At 71.8% G+C, this 17,561-nt stretch carries 16 protein-coding genes; 2 read left to right on the top strand and 14 right to left on the bottom strand.

The genetic code is table 11. From position 1 onward, the window contains the following. Positions 1–14: 14 nt before the first annotated feature. From SD460_RS19915 to SD460_RS19850, 14 genes are all read right to left on the bottom strand, one after another. Complete coding sequence (locus SD460_RS19915) at positions 15–224, bottom strand: hypothetical protein (protein WP_195007574.1); 210 nt, start codon at positions 222–224, stop codon at positions 15–17. Then, positions 221–1,339 (bottom strand): peptidylprolyl isomerase, encoded by a 1,119-nt coding sequence (locus SD460_RS19910; protein ID WP_290059688.1) that lies wholly within the window; start codon positions 1,337–1,339, stop codon positions 221–223. The genes SD460_RS19915 and SD460_RS19910 overlap by 4 nt, the downstream gene beginning before the upstream one ends. Beyond that, positions 1,336–3,603, bottom strand: a complete 2,268-nt coding sequence (locus SD460_RS19905) for an MMPL family transporter (RefSeq protein ID WP_318306494.1) — start codon at positions 3,601–3,603, stop codon at positions 1,336–1,338. Before SD460_RS19905 ends, SD460_RS19910 begins: the two co-directional genes overlap by 4 nt. Continuing rightward, on the bottom strand, positions 3,600–4,898 hold the full coding sequence (locus SD460_RS19900) for an MlaD family protein (protein WP_290059690.1): 1,299 nt from the start codon (positions 4,896–4,898) through the stop codon (positions 3,600–3,602). Before SD460_RS19900 ends, SD460_RS19905 begins: the two co-directional genes overlap by 4 nt. A 14-nt stretch (positions 4,899–4,912) precedes the next feature. Next, positions 4,913–6,172 carry an MlaD family protein gene (locus SD460_RS19895; RefSeq protein ID WP_290059691.1) on the bottom strand — a complete coding sequence of 420 codons (1,260 nt, stop codon included), beginning with the start codon at positions 6,170–6,172 and terminating at the stop codon, positions 4,913–4,915. Next, complete coding sequence (locus SD460_RS19890) at positions 6,169–7,503, bottom strand: MlaD family protein (protein WP_290059693.1); 1,335 nt, start codon at positions 7,501–7,503, stop codon at positions 6,169–6,171. Before SD460_RS19890 ends, SD460_RS19895 begins: the two co-directional genes overlap by 4 nt. Next, positions 7,500–8,777, bottom strand: coding sequence for an MlaD family protein (locus tag SD460_RS19885; RefSeq protein WP_318306493.1), 1,278 nt, complete (start codon positions 8,775–8,777; stop codon positions 7,500–7,502). Before SD460_RS19885 ends, SD460_RS19890 begins: the two co-directional genes overlap by 4 nt. Next, complete coding sequence (locus SD460_RS19880; protein ID WP_290059695.1) at positions 8,777–10,135, bottom strand: MlaD family protein; 1,359 nt, start codon at positions 10,133–10,135, stop codon at positions 8,777–8,779. Before SD460_RS19880 ends, SD460_RS19885 begins: the two co-directional genes overlap by 1 nt. Next, positions 10,132–11,343, bottom strand: a complete 1,212-nt coding sequence (locus SD460_RS19875; RefSeq protein ID WP_290059697.1) for an MlaD family protein — start codon at positions 11,341–11,343, stop codon at positions 10,132–10,134. Before SD460_RS19875 ends, SD460_RS19880 begins: the two co-directional genes overlap by 4 nt. A gap of 22 nt (positions 11,344–11,365) precedes the next feature. Then, a complete protein-coding gene (locus SD460_RS19870) occupies positions 11,366–12,169 on the bottom strand; it encodes an ABC transporter ATP-binding protein (RefSeq protein ID WP_290059700.1) in 804 nt (267 codons plus the stop codon). 13 nt (positions 12,170–12,182) lie between these two features. After that, positions 12,183–13,022 (bottom strand): ABC transporter permease, encoded by an 840-nt coding sequence (locus SD460_RS19865; RefSeq protein ID WP_290059702.1) that lies wholly within the window; start codon positions 13,020–13,022, stop codon positions 12,183–12,185. Between the two features lie 11 nt (positions 13,023–13,033). After that, positions 13,034–13,846, bottom strand: coding sequence for an MlaE family ABC transporter permease (locus tag SD460_RS19860; RefSeq protein ID WP_290059704.1), 813 nt, complete (start codon positions 13,844–13,846; stop codon positions 13,034–13,036). Then, positions 13,843–14,214 (bottom strand): hypothetical protein, encoded by a 372-nt coding sequence (locus tag SD460_RS19855; RefSeq protein ID WP_290059706.1) that lies wholly within the window; start codon positions 14,212–14,214, stop codon positions 13,843–13,845. The genes SD460_RS19860 and SD460_RS19855 overlap by 4 nt, the downstream gene beginning before the upstream one ends. Before the next feature lie 214 nt (positions 14,215–14,428). After that, positions 14,429–15,100 (bottom strand): response regulator transcription factor, encoded by a 672-nt coding sequence (locus SD460_RS19850; RefSeq protein WP_290059708.1) that lies wholly within the window; start codon positions 15,098–15,100, stop codon positions 14,429–14,431. Between the two features lie 54 nt (positions 15,101–15,154). Here SD460_RS19850 and SD460_RS19845 point away from each other — a divergent pair, with 54 nt between their 5' ends. Together SD460_RS19845 and SD460_RS19840 are read left to right on the top strand one after the other, a co-directional pair. Then, positions 15,155–16,429: a sensor histidine kinase gene (locus SD460_RS19845; RefSeq protein WP_318306492.1), complete on the top strand. Its 1,275-nt coding sequence runs from the start codon at positions 15,155–15,157 to the stop codon at positions 16,427–16,429. Between the two features lie 112 nt (positions 16,430–16,541). Continuing rightward, positions 16,542–17,537, top strand: coding sequence for a R2-like ligand-binding oxidase (locus tag SD460_RS19840; RefSeq protein ID WP_290059712.1), 996 nt, complete (start codon positions 16,542–16,544; stop codon positions 17,535–17,537). Positions 17,538–17,561 lie beyond the last annotated feature (24 nt).

Below are 17,561 nucleotides of genomic sequence, written 5' to 3'. Positions count from 1 at the left end.
GTCCGCCCGACCCATCACCAAAGGCTCCACACCGCGGCGAGCGCGAACACGACGCCCACGACCTGGAGCGCGTGTCCGCTCCCCCGCAGCTTCCCGATCCGGCGCAGGCGCTCGGGTTCCGGCAGGGCCGGGCTGACCCGCCCGGCCGCCGCGCGGCAGCCCCACCGTCCGATCGCGACCAGCGCGGCGCCCGCCACCGCGAGCGCCGCGAAGTCCGCGATCACCGCGACGGCCGCGGCTGCCCAGGCACCTGGCCCGGCACCGGTTCCCCAGGCACCTGACCCGGCGCCGGCGACCACCCCGGGGCCTCCTGCGGCGGCGCGGCGGGGTCGGCCGGCCGGTAGGCGTCGGCGTACCGCACGTTCGCGCCCGCGAGCTGGGTCCCGAGCCACCCGCGCCACGTGGCAAGGGCCTTCTCCAGGGTCAGCTGCTGCTTGAGCTGGTCCTTCACCTGCTCGAACACCGCCGGCTGCGGGGGCAGGACCTGCCGGACCCGGCCGACGTTCCAGCCGTGCGCGGTCTGCACGGGCCCGAACAGCCCACCGACGGGCGCCGCGAAGGCCGCCTTGGCATATGCGTCCTCGAGCTGCGCCGCCGTCACCTGGCCGAGGTCGCCGCCCTTGTCCCGCGTCGCGCCGTCCAGGCTCCGCTGGGCCACCACGGTTTCGAACGGGGTCCCGGCCTCGAGATCGCCGCGCACCCGGTCGGCGTCCTCCTTGGTCCGGACCACGATGTTGCCGAGCTGCCGCCGTTCCGGCGTGTCCAGCTGCGCCTTCCGCTTCGCGAATGCGTCCGTGACCTCGCCGTCGCCGACCGCGCTGCCCGCGGTGACCGAGTCGAACAGCTGCGAGACCGCGAGCTGGCGCTTGATCTCGTCCAGCACCGCGTCCTCGGACGTGCCCGTGGTGCCGAGCGCCTGCACGAACTTGCTCCGGGCGTCCGGCCCTTCGCCGATCTGCTGGGAGATGAACCGGGTCAGCACGTCCCGCGCCGCCTTGTCGGCGATGACGATCCCGCGGTCGTGCGCCGCCTGGTCGAGCACCATCCCGACGGCGACCGCCTTCGCGGTGTCCCGGCGGAACGCGTCGGACTTCGCGGTGTCCTGCGCATCCGGTGGCTGCACGCCGTAGAGCGCCTTCAACGTCTGGATCCGCTCCTGCAGTTGGGCCACCGTCTCGATCCGGTCGCCATAAGCGAAGACGGCGTCGCCGGGCAGGTCGTCGGCGCGCGCCGACCACCAAGCGAGGCCGGTCCCGCCCAGCAGCACGACGAGGACGAGCAGGGTCATGATCCGGCTGCGGGGCAGCCGGACCTTGCCGGGCCATGCGGTGAGCTTCATGAGGTGACTCCTACGAGTGTGTCGGGCGCCGGGCTGGTTACCGGAGCGGAGGCGGGCCGGCCGGGCGCGAGCCAGACGACGAGCCGGGCGGCGGCCATCGACAGCACGACAGCCGCGGCGAGCAGCAGGCCGAACTGCCGGATGGCGTCGAGCCGCGAAAGCGCCAGTGCGAGGTAGCCGACGGTCGAAACCACGCCGACCAGCAGCACGGATCTGCGCAACGCGTGATCGCGGCGGCGGCCGGCCTCGGCCAGCAGCACCGCGAACTCGCAGCCGACGGCGGCGATCAGGGACCCGAGCGCCATGGTGATCGGCGTCAGCGAAATCCCCGCCAACCAGATCGCAAGCAGGCCCACCCCAGTCGCGACGAGAGCGGTGGCGACCGCGCGCCCAGCGTCCCTCCGCCGGGCGAGCACGACGGCCAGCACGAGCCCGGCCACGGCGATGCCGACCCCGTTGGTCCAGAACCGGTTGCCGGACACCAGTTCGTACCCGCGCGCCGCGACGATCGGCAGCCCGGTCAGCTCGGCGCGGTACCCCGGCGGCGCCGGCGGCAGCTGGTCCATCAGGTCGTCGCGCAGGGCGGCCAAGCTTTCGACGTCGTCGAGCCGCACCCCGAACGAGAGCACGGACTCCTGCCCGTCGGCGCGCAGCACCGAGCCGGTCAGGTAGGGCGGCAGCAGCCGCACGGCCGCGGTGATCTCGTCCTTCGTGGGCGTGGGCCCGAGGAAGTTCAGCAGCGTCGGCAGGGAAACGACGGGCCGGAGCCGGTCACCGTGCCGGGCGATGGTCACGTCCTGAGCCTGGCGCGCCCACGCCAGCGCCTGCGGAGAAGTGACGTCCGGGCCGTGCAGGACGACGTCGACCTCGCCGGACGAGCCGATGACCTGCTCGACGTGCTCAGCGTCGTCGAACGCGGGCAGTCCGTGCGCGAAGCTCTCGATGTCGCTCTGCAGAGGCAGCCCGGGCAACGTGGCCCAGCCGCCGGCCGCCAGCGCGGCGACCGCCAGTCCCACGCCCAGCCGCACGGGCAGGCTCGCCGGGCGTCCACTGTAGACCTTCACGGGGGCGGGCTCCGCCACCGCCGGCCGGAACAGCAGGCCCACGGCGAAGGCGACCAGCACCCCGATCCCGAGCGCGATCCCGAGGTCCCGCACGAACGGCAGCGGCGCGAAGGCCAGCGCGCCGAACGCGGCCGCGGTGGCGGCGGCGACCGCGAACACGACCCGCCGGTCCGCCCGCCGCGCCAGGTAGGTCGGGAAGTCGCTGCCGACACCGAGCAGCACCGGCAGGAAGGCCACCACCCCGAGCGACAGCGGCCGGCCGAGCCAGCCGAACAGGGCGACCGTCACCGCCGTGGCCACGAGCGAACCGGCCAGCGGCAGCAGCCGGTGCCGGCGGCGGTGCCACGGCACCAGCAGGAAACAGAGGGCCACCGCGACCAGCGCGGCGCCGCCGAGCAGGGGAAGTTCCGCGCGGACCTCGTCGGCGAGGGCACCCGCGATCGCGGGGACGCCGGACACGGTCACCTTCGCCCCGTCGACGGCGGCCGCGCCGACCGCGTCCCGCACGCCCCGGACCAACCGCTCGGTGGCGGACTGGTCGAGGTTCTGCCGCGGCCGGACCAGGATCGCGACCGCCTTCGCCGACGGCACGACGAAGTGCCACTGCGGCCGGGGTTTCCCGTCCGCGCCGAAGACGACCGAAGTGACGAACGCCTGGTTCTTCAGCGTCGGCAGGCCCGCGGGCAGGGCCTGGACGAGCAGCTTGCCGTACCGCTGGTCGAACGCGGCCACCGCGTTGTCGGCGGCGTGGCCGGCCGCGCGATCGGACGCGCCACGCTGCTTGGCCTCGGCCTGTGCCTGCGAACGCAGGCGGTCACGGCGGCCGGAGAGCTCGGCCATCAGGTCCTGGGCCCGGGCGGCGGCCTGGTTCAGGACGGTCCCGGGCCCGTACACGGCGGCGACGTCGGGCAGCTTCGCGACTTCACCCTCCAGCTTGACCAGCGACGGCAGGTGCGGCTGGTCGAGCAGCAGACCCGGTTGCGCCGATTCGAGCAGCACGACGACGGGGTCGCCGCCGAACGACCGGCTCAGCTCGTCGAACCGCGCCACCGCGGGATCGTCGCCGGGCAGGAACGAGCTGACCCCGGTCTCGATGCGGGTCTTGGCCAGCCCGGTGCCGGCGAACCCGGCGAGGACGACGGCGACCGCCGTCATCGCCAGCACCCGGCGGGACGGCCGCCGCAGCTTGAGGCCCCTCACTTCGGCGGGTCCTGCTCGACTCGGGGGTAGGTCCCGGTGAACGGTCCCGGGTTCGCCGACTGCCCGGGCGCCGGGTAGGGGTTGTTCTTCTTCAGCGGACCGACGTCGATGTTGAGCGGCAAGCCCTTCACGCTCTGCTCGTTGAAGACCATGAACAGCCGGATCGCGTTGCCGTTGGCGTCACCCCGCGCCGTCACCTGCCCGATGTTGGTGAAGAACGCGGCGACGTCGCGGCCGTAGGGCACCAGGTAGGACAGCATGGGGTTCACGTCGCCCAGTGCCACGTTCAGCGTCGGCAGGAACTTCGACGCGTCCGCGGCCACCGCGGGCACCCGCTGCAGGGTTCCGGGCGCCGCGTCGAGCACGCCGTTCAGCGACGGCAGCAGGCCCCGCAGATCGGCCGAGGTGGCCGGCAGCTCCCGCAGCGCCGCGTCGAGGTCGGGGGCGGCCGCGTTGAGCCCACCCGCGACCGGGGCCAGCGCGGGCGAAAGCCGGCTCAGCCCGCCGCTGGCGTTCTTCGCGGTGTCCATCAGGCCGGGCAGCCGCCGCAGGACCTCGCGGAGTTCGGTGTCGCTGCCCGCGGTCGCCTGGGTGAGCTTGTCGGCGTCGGTCACCAGGTCGGCGATCTGCCCCTGCCGGGTGTCGAGCGCCGCGAGCAGTTTCGCCGTGTTGCCGGTCAGCTGCTGCAGGTCCCCGGACTGGGCCGCGAGGGCCGCCAGCGCGCCGTGGCCCTCCCTGCCGAGGTCGCCGAGTCCCTGCAGGGCCTGGGAAACGCCCTGCTTGGTGTCCTTCGTCCCGGCGCCGAGCGAGCGGACCAGCGTGCCCAGCGACTCCTTCGTCGGCTGGTCGAGGCTCGTGAGCACGTCGTCGAGCTCGACCGCCTCCTGGCCCGCCGACGGCGGCAGCACGGTGCCACTGGCCAGCTCCGGGCCGTGGCCGTCGGTGATCTCGAGGTAGGTCTCCTCGATGAGGGTCTTGTTCCGGACCTGGACGGTCGCCCCCTCGTGCAGCGGCGCGTTGCGGTCGAGCCGCATCGTGACGTGCGCGAGGTCGCCTTCGGTGCGCAGCGCCTCGACCTTGCCGACCTTGACCCCGGCGATGGTGATGTCCGAGTCGTAGACGAGGTTCGACGCGGTGCGGAACTGGACTTCGGCGGTGTAGCCCGCCCGGGAGATCCCGGGCAGCCGGCCACCGGAGTTGAGCCACAGGTAGCCGAACAGGCCGGCGCAGGCGGCGATGAACACGGTCAGCACCACGGTCCGGATGTGCGGGACCAGCCGACTGGGAATCCTCATGGGACAGTCACTTCCTATCGCGCGGCGGCTTGCAGGGCGGGCAGCAGCGGCAGCAGGCCCGTGACGCTCTCCGGCGAGAGCTGGGCGATGGCGCGGTACGCCCCACCGGTTCCGTCGCGCAGGCTCGTGATCGACCGCGAGTTCGTGACGAACGCGGCCAGGTCGTTCAGGTACGGCAGCACCGCGGTGGTGATCGGGCCCAGCCGTCCGGTGACGTCGTGCAGGTCGCCGAGCGAGGCGTCGAGGTCGCCGACGAACGGGCGCAGGTCGCGGACCACGGGGAGCGCTTTGTCGACCACCGGCCGGGCGGTGTCGACCGTCTGGCCGAGCTGGTCGACCGTGCCGGTGAACTTCTCCAGCGAGCCGGGCAGGGTCCCGCTCGCCTCCTTCAGCTTGTCCAGGACCGGGTCCAGCTGGGCGCTCAGCGCGCCGATGCTGCCGGTGGCCTGCTCGAGCTGGTGGGTGAAGTCCGGCAGCTGGGCCAGCGCGGCGTCGAAGTCGCCGTTGCGCTGCCCCACCGTCTCCAGGGTCTTCTGGAGGGAGCCGGCCAGCTCGCTGAGCCGCCGGTCGTCGCCGCCGGTCGCCGACGCGATCTGCCCCAGCGACGTGACGAGCTTCTGCAGCGTCTCCTTGCGGGTCTGCAGCGCGGTCGCGACCGGGCGCAGGTCCCGCACGACCTGGTCGGTCGCCTCGAGCCCCTTCGGGAGGTGGCCCGGCGCGCCGGCCAGCGCGACGTCCGATTCGGACAGCAGCGTGGTCAGTGCGGCCCGGGTGTTGGTGTCCAGGTGCCCGAGCGCTTCGTCGACCTGCACCGGCCGCACCGAGTTGGCGACGGGCAGGACCCCGTCCTCGGGCAGCGGCTTCCCCGGTGGGCCACCGGGGTTCAGCTCGACGTACATCTCGTTCAGCGGGCTCTTCGGGCGCAGCAGGACCCGGGCGTTGTCGTAGACCTGGTGGCCCTGGTCGATCGCCAGCTCGAGCCGTGCGTGCCCGCGGTCGTCGACGCTCGCCGCGCGGATGTCGCCGACGGCCACGCCCGCGATCCGCACTTCCTGCCGGCTCGACGGGTTGATCGCCGGCGCCGACTCGAAGGTGACCGAGAAGTGGGCCTTGCCGTCCCAGGGCACGCGGACCTGCTGCATCGTCAGGATGTAGCCACCGGCCACCAGGCCCGCGGTCACGAGGGCGGCCACGGCCAGGACGTTGCGCTTGAGCCGCGGTTCGCTGGAGATCCGCTGCCAGGTCCGCCGGACCCGGCCCGGGTGCGCGTTCATCGGCCGCTCCTGTTCTCCGGGGTGGCGCCCTGCAGGTGGGCGAGCGTGTTCATCAGCTGCTCGAAGTTGATCGGGGTGCCGGCGATGCTGCCGCCGCCGAAGCCCGGCTGGAGACCCACGGCCACGCCGTTCGGGTCGGTGAGCGAGGACGCGCGGTCCATGGTCGAGAACATGTAGCCGACCTCTTTGTAGAACGGCTGGTCCGAGCCGCCGCCGGCGTAGATGCCGGTGCCCTTGAAGGGCGAGAGCACCATGTTCATGATCGGGCCGTTGACGCGGTCCAGCACCGGCCCGCGGACGTCGTCGAACACCTTCGTGGTGCCCTGCGCGGCCGGGACGAGCTGCTCGACCAGCGGCTGCGCGTCGGTGAGCAGGCCGCGCACGTCGCTCAGCAGCGGGCGGGTCTTGGTGAGCACCGGATCGGCGTGCGCCAGGAACGCGTCGAGCTCGCGCGCGACCGGGCGCGCGGGGTCCGCGGTGTCCCGCAGCTTGCCGAGCGTGACGCCGAGGTGGGCCAGTCCGTCGTCCGCGTTGTCCAGGGTCCCGGGCAGTTCGGCGATGGCGGTGGCGATGTCGGTCCGCCGGTGGTCGAGCGTCGAGGTGACCTGCTGCAGGTTCCGCACGATGGAGTCGAGCTGGCCCGGCTGCTCGGTCAGCACGCGCGCGGTCGACTCGAAGCCGTGCACGAGGTCGGGCAGGTCGGTGCGCGGGTCCGTGCCCTGCAGGCCCTGCAGGACTGGTGTCGTCGCGTCGAGCGTGTCCGGCGCGTCGGCGAGCAGGTCCTCGATCGCCGACTTGCCGCCGGCGTGCAGGGTGTCGTCGAAGTTCCGCGTCGCGGAGCGGATGCCCTTCACCGCGTCGGGCTGCAGGGCGTCCGCGAGCTGCTGCAGCTCCACCGGCGTCTGGGTCCGTTCGACCGGGATGGTGCCGGCGAACGTGGTCCGGCCGCCGCCCGGGACGAGCTCCACGTAGTACTTGCCGCCGAGGATCGTGGTCGGGCGCAGGGCGGCGCTCGGCGTGGTGCCGAGCTTGCCGGTGACGCCGTCGTCGACCTTCAGCTCGACCAGTGCCGAGCCGTCGCCGGCCCGGTCGACCGAGGACACCACGCCCACCGGCACCCCGGCCACCTTGACCTGCGAGACGAACGGCTGGAGGTGGTAGTCCTGGGCGAACTGGACGCGGACGAGGTCACCGGGCCGCAACGCCGTCGCGACGCGGTCCTTTTCGAGCAGCGCGTAGCCGGCCAGCAAGGTCACCACGAGGACGACGACGCCGAGCTTGAACGCGGACACCGGCTGCCGGTGCCGGGTGCGGGAACGAAGCGCCTTCACCGGTTGCCTCCTGGGATCTTCCGGGCGTCGTGTGCCGCCTCACCCGGTGCGGGATAGGGGTTCCGGGCGACCAGCGGGTCCCGAAGACCGCCCTGGCCGAGCACGGACTCCTCGCTGAACAGCAGGTACAGCCGCAGGAAATGGCCGTTGGCGTCGCCGTGCGAGAGCGCGGCGGCCCAGTTCGTGAACCACCCGCTGACTTCCGGGGCGTACGGCGCCAGCACCCGCAGGAACTGGTCGGCACTGCCGAAGGTCTGCGTCAGCCGCGGGGCCAGCGGCCGCGCGTCGTCGACGGTCTTCGTCAGGTCGGTCAGCGCGGGCTCGGCCTGCTTGCCGACGTCCGGCACCTTTCCCAGTGGCGGCACCGCTTCCCTCAGCACGCCGCGCAGGTCCGGAGTCGCCTGGCCGAGCGCACGCGCGCCGGGCACGAGCTGGGCCATACCGGCGTGCAGGTCCTTGAGCGGGGCCTGCAGCGACTGCAGGCCGGCTCGGGCCGCCTGCAGCGTGCCGGGAGCGCGCTGCACGACCTCGTCGAGCGGTTTCCCTTCGTCCACCGCGACGGCTCGCATCGTCGTGTCCAGCCGGCCGAGCAGTTCCGATACTTGTTCCTGGCGCCCGGCGAACCGGGCTGACAGCCGGTCGGCCGTGGTCAGCAGCGCGGTCAGGTCGGCGCCGTCGTTCGCGGACAGGGCTTTCGAGACAGTCGCGAGGTCAGGAAGCATCTGCGGCGCGGCCTTGAGCGCGTCCTGCAGGTCCTGCGCGTGCCCGCCGGCTCCGCCGCCCACTTCGCGGACGGTCGAGCCGAGTGCGTCCCGGGTGGGCGCGTCGAGCACGTCCAGCAGGTCGCTCAGCTCCTGCGAGCCGGCGGTCCGCTTGGGCGGGATCACCTCCGCCGGGCCGAGCTTCCCCGCGCCGGGCGTACCCGGCGTCAGCGCGATGTACTTCTGCCCCAGCGCGGACCGCGAAGCCACCGTGATGCTCTTGGCCTCCGCCGCCGCGTCCCGGTAGACCTCCCGCGTGCCGTCGAGCTGGAGCGTCACCCGCGGGGTGCCGCCGACCAGCCGGACGTCCTTGACGCGGCCGACCCGGACGCTGGCGACGCGGACGTCGTCACCGGGGCGGAGCGCGCCGACGTCCGAAACATCGGCGTCGACGAGGGTGTAGGTCGCTCCCGGCAACCCCTTCTCCGCCGTGAGCGCGAGCTGCAGCGCGAGGGCGAACACCACCAGCACCACGGCGCCCGTGGACACCGAGCGGAACTTGCGCTTGCCCATCAGGAACCTCCGAGCAGGAACTGGAGAACGCCGCTCTCCTGGCGCTCGTTGAGCCCGGTCACGCCGCCGTCCGGCGCGACGAGGGACTTCGTGTCGAGCAGGCCCGACGAGCCGAGCGCGCCGGGGAGCCCGGGAATCGGCGACGACTTGCCCGCGCCGGGAATCGTGGGCGGCGGAGGCGTCCCGGTCAGCGACGGCAGGAGCCCGGTGATCTCCTCGGGGTGGATGATCGCCTGGCCGCGGAAGTAGTGCGAAAGCCCGTCCCAGCCGTTGGTCGACATCGCCCAGAACCGGAAGAAGTTCAGGACGTTTTCGAGGTTGCCGGTCAGCTGCGCGGTGAGCGGATTCGCTCCGGCCACGGTGCCACGCAGGCCCGGGCCCGCCTTCCGGAGCTCCTCGACGACCGGGCGGGCCGCGTCCATCAGCTTCTCGGCGCGCTCGAGGACGGGCTTGGCGCTCGTCAAAGCCGGGTCCGCCGACTCGCTGAACTTCCGCAGTTCGTCGCTGACGGCGGAAAGGTTGTCGGTCGCCGGCCGCATCCCCTCGAGCACGGGCGTGGTGGCCTTGGCCGTGCCGGTGAGCTCGGCGAGGGTGTCGCGCGCCGCGGCCAGGGTTCCCGGCAGTTCGGCGAGCGAGGCGTCGAGGCCCTCCTGGTTCTTGGCCGTGACACCGAGCACCTGGCGTGCGGAGTCGACCAGGCCGTCCAGGGTCTTGCCGTTGTCGGCGGCCAGCGCGCCCGCCACCGGCTGCACGTGGTCGACGAGGTCGGTGAGCAGCTGGTTCTGCTGCCCGAGCAGCTTCACCAGCCCGTCGGTGTCCTGCATGGACGACGCGAGCGCCTTGATCGAGGCCTGCGCGTGGGCGCCGTTGCCCTGCATGCCCTGGCCCAGCATCGTGACCAGCGCGGCGAGCGACTGGCCGGTCGGGTCGTCGATGGTGTTGAGCACCTGGTCGAGGTCGGTCGCCTGGCCGGTCTGCTGGATCGGCAGCACGTCGCCGTCCTTCAGCAGCGGCGCGGACGCGGTGCCGCGGTCGAGGTCGACGAAGCGCTCGCCCAGCAGGCTGACCGGCTTCACCGTGGCGCGGGCGTCCTTGTGCAGCGGCAGCGCCGAGCCGTCGAGCTTGAGGGTGACGATCGCCTTGGCGTCGCGGACGCTCATGTCGGCCACTTCGCCGACGGTGACGCCCTTGACCTTCACGTCGTTGCCGACGACCAGCGGGCTCGCGTCGGCGAACTCCGCCGCGACGGTCAGTTTTTCCGGCTGCGCGCCGGAATCGGTGTTGGTCACCGCGGCGCCGGCGACCACGGCCGCGACGGCGGTCGTGACCAGCACGACCCGGATCTTCGACCGGCTCATCGGACACCACTCCCGAACGCGTCGGTCCACGGCTGCCCGGCGATCGCACCGGGTGCCGGGAAGGGATCGCTGGTCATCCCGGGCGGCATGACGCCGGGGTTGTTGTCGAAACTCGTGAGCCCGGCGGGGATGTTGACGCGCATGTAGTGACCGTTGCTGTCGTAGTTGGCGGCCGAGGAGCCCCAGTTCGACAGCCACCCGACCACTTCGGGCGTGTAGGGCCGCAAGAAGCTCAGCGCGGGCGTCAGCGACGACACCGCCGAGTTCGTGCCGGGCAGGGCACCGTGAGCGCTGTCGAGCAGCCCCGGGGTGAACTGCAGCAGCGTGCCGAGCGAAGCCAGGGTGGGCCGCAGCTGCGCCACGGTCGGGCGGAGGTCGGCGAGCACCGGGCGCAGGGTGCGGGCCACGGCGGGCAGGCGGTCGGTCGCCGGGCGCAGATCCTCCAGCAGCGGTACCGCTTTGTCGACCGTGCCGGGCACGTCGGCCAGCGTCCGGTCCGCGGTCCCGAGGGTGCCGGGCAGTTTCCGCAGCGCCGCACGCAGCTGCTCGCGCTGCTGGGCGGCCGCTTCGGTCGCGCCGGCCAGCCCGGACACGATGGCCCGCACCTGCTGGTCGCGGTTCACCAGCGTGGTGACCATGCCGTTCAGCTGCCCGGCCAGCTCCTTGATCGCCGGCCCGTCCGAGCCGACGGCGCGCAGCACCCCACCGAGCGCTTCCACCGTCGGGCCCGCCTTCCGCAGGGTCTGCCGCAGGTCGGTCTCGTTGCCCGCGACGGTGTCGTCGAGGCCCCGCACCAGGGAGCTGAGGTGAGCGCGGGTGGTGGGATCGAGCGCGGCCAGCACCTTGTCCATCTCGACCGGGTCGGACACCTTGCCGTCCAGGGTGCCGCCCGGCGGGATGACCGGGTTCGTCTTCGGGCCGTCCCGGACGTCGAGCTGCCGCTCACCGAGCACGGCCTTCCACACGATGCCCGCGGACGCGCCGGAGTGCAGCGGCGCGAAGTCCTTGCTCAGGCTCATGGTGACCTGCGCGCGTCCGTCCTTGATGGACACGTCGTCGACCTGCCCGGCGTCGAAACCGTTCACGAGGACCTTGCTGCCGGCGATCAAGCCGGTCGCCGACGGCAGCACGACGTTCGCCGGGTAGTCGTCGTCGCCCGGGGCGATCAGCAGCGCGGCGGCGGCCACCGCGGCCAACCCCAGGACCACCAAAAAAATTCTGCGCATGGTCTCAGTCCATTCCCAGCGGGCCGGCGGAGTCGCCGGAGAGGAACTGGCGGACGAAGGGGTCCGGCGAGTTGAACGCCTCCTCGGTCGGTCCGTAGTGGACGACCTGGCCCTTCCAGATGACCCCGACGTAGTCGCTGACCTTGCGTGCGGTGCGGATGTCGTGGGTCACCAGCAGGTAGGTCCCGCGGTACTCCTGGTGCATGTCGAGGATCAGGTCGTTGAGCAAGCTGGTGCGGACCGGGTCGAGGCCCGAGTCGGGCTCGTCGAACAGGACGATGTCGGGGTTCATCACCAGCGCCCGCGCGAAGCCGGCGCGCTTGCGCATGCCGCCGGAGACCTCGTTGGGGTACTTGTAGGACGACCGCTCCAGGCCGACCTCCTTGAGCCGCTGGTTGACGATCGCCTCGATTTCGTCCTCGCTCTTGTCGGTGTGCTTGCGCAGCGGGAACGCGGTGTTGTCGAAGATGTTCATCGACCCGAACAGCGCGCCGTCCTGGAACAGGACGCCGAACCGCTTGCGCAGTTCGTAGCGCTCCCGTTCGCCGATCTTCCAGATGTCGCGCCCGAAGATCATCACCTCGCCCTGGTCCGGCTCGAGCAGGCCGACGAGGTGCTTGATGAGCACGCTCTTGCCGGTCCCGGACGGGCCGAGAATGGTGGTGATCGCGTTGTCGGCGAATTCCAGGTTGAGCCCCTTCAGCACGTCGAAGCTGCCGAAGGACTTGTGGACGTTGCGCACCTCCATCGTGTGCACCCGCTCCGGTGAGCCGATCGCGGCGGCCGTCCCGTTCATCCCGGTGACCATGAGTTCTCCTTGTTCAGTTGCCGATCGGCATGTTCGGGTAGGAGCCCCAGAAGAACCACGTGCCGAGCAACCCGACGACGTGGATGAGCACCATGTTGAGCATCATCGATTTCGCCGTGTTTCTCCCCACCCCGACCGGACCGCCCGAAGCGTTGTAGCCGTAGTAACACCCGACGAAGATGATGATCGTGCCCATGGCGATCATCTTCGAAATCGCGGCCATCAGGTCGTAGGGGTTCTGGAACAGCCAGAAGACGAAGGAATAGCCACCACTGGAAACGGTGCCCAGCTGGTAGACCGTGACCAGGTGCATCGAGATGAACATCAGGCCGAGCCCGACGATGTACAGGAAAGGCATGCAAAGCCAGGCGGCGGCGATCCGGGTGCCGACGAGGTAGCTGCGCGACTTGATGCCCAGCACTTCCAGCGCGTCGATCTCCTCGGCGATGCGCATCGAACCGATTTCCGCGACCAGCCCGCACCCGACCTTCGCCGCGAAGATGTAAGCCCACATGTACACCGACATCTCGCGCAGGCCGCAGACGTCGTTGAACACCGCGGAATAGATCGGCGCGCCGACCTGCTTGAGGGTGTAGCTGGCTTCGGTCGCGCACATCGTGCCGACGACGAACTGCATCAGCCAGACGATGATGCCGCTCGACAGGATCAGGATTCCCGCCTGGGCGAACACTTCCGTGACGTGGTGGCGCAGGTCCGGCAGGCTGCGCACCGTGCGGCCGGCGAACTTCATGATGTCGCCGCCGGCCGCGACGCCGTCGCGCAGTTTCCCCGCCATGCTGCCGAACGTGATGACGACGTCGGGTTGTTTCGTGCGGCCCGTCGGTGTGGTCATTTCCGCATCCCTCACTTGAAGACCTGCATGTCGGGGTTCAGTCCGAGGAGCGCGGACGTGTAGACGTAGTTGAAGATCCAGATCGAGGCGAACGAGATGACTACCGCCTGGTTGACCGCGCGGCCGACGCCGATCGGGCCACCCTGGGCGTTCAATCCCTTGTAGCAGCAGACGACCGACAGGATCAGTCCGAACGCGAGGGTCTTCACGATGCTGCCCCACATGTCCGTGGTCGTCGCGTTGGACCAGAAGTTGCCGATGAAGGCCGCGCCGGTGGCCCCGAAGATCGGCACCGCCGCGATGTACCCGCCGATCACGCCGCACACGAGCGCGAACACCTCGAGCAGGCCGGTCATCAGGGTGACCGCGATGATCCGCGGCAGCACGAGGGTCCGGACGGGATCGACGCCGAGGACCTGCATGGCGTCGATCTCCTCGCGGATCCGCCGCGCGCCGAGGTCGGCGGCGATGGCCGTGCCCATCACCCCGGCGACGATCATCGCGTCGATCCACGGCGCGAACTCGCGGACGCTGGCCATCAGCAGGAAGGACCCGAGGCGGTCGGGAATGCCGAGCACGCTGTAGAGGCTGCCGCCCTGCATGCCCGGGCCGGCGAAACCGAGCGCGGTCGTGGAGATGATGACCGGCAGCCAGCACCGGCGCAGCGTCTCGAACATCAGGTCGCGGACTTCGCCCCAGTACCCGAAGGGGTGGCGGACCGCGAGCCAGAGGACCCGGCCGAGCAGGTGGACGATTTCGCCGGCTTCGACCAGCGGCCGCTGCACACCGGTGCTCCACTGGCGTGCGGGTTTCGTTGTGGTCACGCCTTTTCGCCTCGCTTCCCGCGAGTGCGCCCGGCGAAGCCCGCCAATCCACCGACGGCGACGGCGACCGCCGCGGTGGCCAGTACCTGCTGCGGCTCGACCGCCCCGGAAGCGACGAAAGTCAGGGGCAGCACGAAAACGTAGCTGCCGGCCGCGGTCACGGCACCCTGGAGGATCGGGCGGTCCGCGTCACCCGTGCGAAAACCGGCGAAGGTGAACGCCACCACGGCGGTGATCAGCAGGAAACTCGCCCCGACGGCCGGAGCGACGGCCGCGGCGATCGGCTGCAGCAGCGCACCGATCACCAGGATCACGAAGCCACGCCAGATACCCCGGCCGCACGCCTTGGTGTCGATTCCCCGTGACATCGTCACCCGGGTGCCGGACCGGGCGACCGGCCCGACTCGTGATCGGCTCACCATTCCACCCAACTCCTTCTCCGGGCGTGACCGTGCTTCCGGTCAGGCCGCGTCGCGGGACTGCGATGGTCGGTAATGATGCGGCGCGCGGAACCGGGCGCGCATCACCACCTGGCGGCAACCGGATACCCCGTTGGGGTGGGTGCTCCCGGAGCGAAGACCTCTACTGTGGACGGTCCGCCGGGTCGTGGTCGAGCAGGCCGTAGGCGCCGGCGAGGCCGGCGGCTTCGACCCGGTTGGCCGCGCCGATGCGGTTCAGCAACGAGGCGACCATGCGCTTGGCCGTGCGCTCGGAGACCAGCATCCGGGTGGCGATGTCCTGCGTTTCCAGGCCGCGGGCGAGCAGCGCCCACAGCCGCAGGTCCTGGGAGTCGAGCGTGTCCAGCAGGGTCTCCGGCGGCTTGCGGGTCGTGGTCAGCAGCACGTCGAGCAGTTCGCCTTCGAGGACCCGGAACCCGGCGGCGACAGCCAGCAACGGCGCGACGAGGACCTCCGGGTCGGCCGACTTGGCGAGGTAGCCGTCCGCTCCGGCGCGCAGCGCCTGTTCGGCGAGTTCCAGATCGTCCGATCCGGACAGCGCGAGCACGCGGGTGGCCGGGTGGCGCCGCTTGATCTGGCGGATCGCGGCCGCGCCGCCGAGGGGCGGCATGGCCAGATCGACGAGCGCGAGGTCGGCCGCACAGGACTCGACCAGCGCGGGCGCCTCCTCCACGTGCGTGGTGGTCCCACCCACCTCGAACCGGTCGCCGGCGTTGGTCGTCAGCAGCAGCGCCAGCCCCCTGGCGAACAGGTCGTGATCGTCCACGATCACGACCACCAGGCGCTGATCATCCACGGGCCTAGTATTGCAGGAACGTTCCGATCACAGCGAGTCACGAGGAGGACCGGCATGCCGGCCGACGGGCGAACCGCGCGGGGCGCGCTGCCCGTCGCCCGGGTGATGGTGGCCGTGCGGCTCGCGGTCGCGCTGTCGGTGGTCCTGCTGCTGGTCGCCGACGACGACGCCCGCCGGCACCTTCCCCTGGTCGTCGTGACTCTGTCCGTCGCCTCCGTTTACGCGATCGTGGTCGCGGCGAACCCCCATTGGGAGCTGTACGCCTCGCCGGCGGCCTGGCTGCTCACCGCGCTCGACGCGACGTTCACCCTGCTCACGATCGCCACGACCGGCGCGGCGGCCAGCCCGGCGGTGGCAATCCTGGTGCTGGTCGTCACCGCGGCGGCGATCCGCCTGCCCCTCGGCCCCACCGTGGCCCTCGCCGTCGGGCTCGGCGTCACCTATCTCGCGGTGGCGGTGCTCGTCGACCCGGAGTTCACCTCGCGGCAGGAGCGCTGGCTGCAGGGTCTCTGGTGGACGGGCTACCTGCTGCTCACCGGCCTGCTCGGCGCGAGCCTGTCCCGGCTGGTCGAGCGCGAGCGGGAGGCCGGGATCGCCGCCCGGGTCGAGGCGATGGCCGAGCACGCCGCGGCCGGGGAGGAACGCGACCTGCGGCGGCGGCTCCTCGAGTCGTACCAGTCCCAGCAGGACGGCCTCGCGATCGTGCTGCACGAATTCCGCACCCCCGTGCTCTCACTCCGCGTGCTGGCCCGGGAGCTCGCCGCGGACGGCACGCTCGCCCCGGCCGACCGCGAAGCCGGCAGCCGGCTGATCGCCGAACACGCGAACCACCTCTCCGACATGCTCGACGCCCTGGGCGACGTCGCGGCCAGCCGCCGTCCGGCCTTCGGCACCGGCCGGTCCCGCCCGGTGGAGCTGCGGGCCCTGGTACTGGCCTCCGCGGACGCGGCCGGGCTCCGGCCGCCGCGGCTGCGGGTGCGCTTCGACGACGAGCTGGCCGTCACCACCGACCCCCAGCGGTTCCGCCGCGTGCTCACGAACCTCCTCGAGAACGCCGCCCGCCACGGCGAAGGCAAGCCCGTCGACGTCGAGGCCGAAGTCACCGGTGGCCGGCTCGTGCTGCGCGTGCTCGACCGCGGGTCTGGAGTGGACGCGGGCAACCTCGCGAAGCTGACCGGCAAGTTCACCGCGGCCGGGTCGAACCGCGGCACGGCGGGCCTCGGCCTCTGGATCGTCGAGCAGATCGTGCAGGCACTCGGCGGCCGCGTCGGCTTCCGGAACCGTCCCGGCGGCGGGCTGGTCGCCGAGGTCGAGGTCCCGGTGGACTGAGCGGGTGCGGAAGTTGGCCCGCGCGGGCCAGCCGTGGCGCGCGCGGACCATTCCCACAGCGCGCCCGCCGGGTAATCCTGACGGCCCGATCACCCGGACACCTGGAGCGGCCATGTCCCTCACCCGCGATATCGGGCCCGGCCACCGCGGGTTCGGCGGCGTCCGCACCGGGCACCGGCCGGACCCGGTCCCCCGCCGGCTCCTGCGCGACGGCAACGCGGCGTTCTGGAACCCCGACGACATCGACCTCACCAGGGACGCCGCCGACTTCGCCACGCTGTCCCCCCGCGAGCGGCGCCTGACCTGCCTCTTCGTGGCAAACCTGATCTCGGCCGGCGAATCGGCCCCCCAGGACCTCCAGCAGTTCGTGACGGCGATGGCCACCGAAAACCGGCGCGACGACGCGACCTACCTGACGCAGCTCGTGTTCGAGGAAGCCCAGCACGCCCAGGCCCTCCGAACGTGGCTCGACGCGGTCGGCATGAGCGACGCCCTCCCATGGTTCGCCGAGAGCGGCGACGTCCACCGCCGCACGTTCCTGGAAGAACTGTCCTGGTCGCTGTACGCCCTCACCGACGACCATTCACCCGCAGCGCAAATCCGCGCCGCGGTGACCCACCACCACATCCTCGAAGGCTGCCTCGCCTTGACGTGCCACACGGCGGCGGCCGGAATCTGCCGAACCCGCGCAATCCTCCCGGGCCTCCTCAGCATCATCGACCGCATCGCGGCGGACGAACGCCGCCACGTCGCGTGGGGCACGTTCACGTGCCGCCGCCACGTCGCAGCCGACGACGCGAACTGGCCGATCGTCCTGCACCGCACGCAGGAACTGCTGCCCCTCGCGACCGAGATGCTGGGCGAAATGCTGGCACCGTTCGGCCCGGGAGCCCCGTTCGGCATCAGCATGCAGGGCCTGATGAGCACCGCCCTCAACGACGTCGGCCGCCGCCTGGACTCGATCGCTCAGGCGCGTGGCCGCCAGGCGGAGGACATCGACCGCGACCACGCACCGATGCGCCTGGAGAGCGAGATCGAGTGGGCCGGGAGCGGCCCGCGCGACGAGGACGACCGCCGGACGGTCCTGACGCTCAGACGCCCGGTGTGAGCGGCGCACCCGACACCGTCCGCG

The organism is Amycolatopsis solani, from assembly GCF_033441515.1.
GTDB classification, from domain to species: domain Bacteria; phylum Actinomycetota; class Actinomycetes; order Mycobacteriales; family Pseudonocardiaceae; genus Amycolatopsis; species Amycolatopsis solani.
Note: the sequence above shows the minus strand (reverse complement) of the source record. Positions and strands in the feature narration are given on the sequence as shown.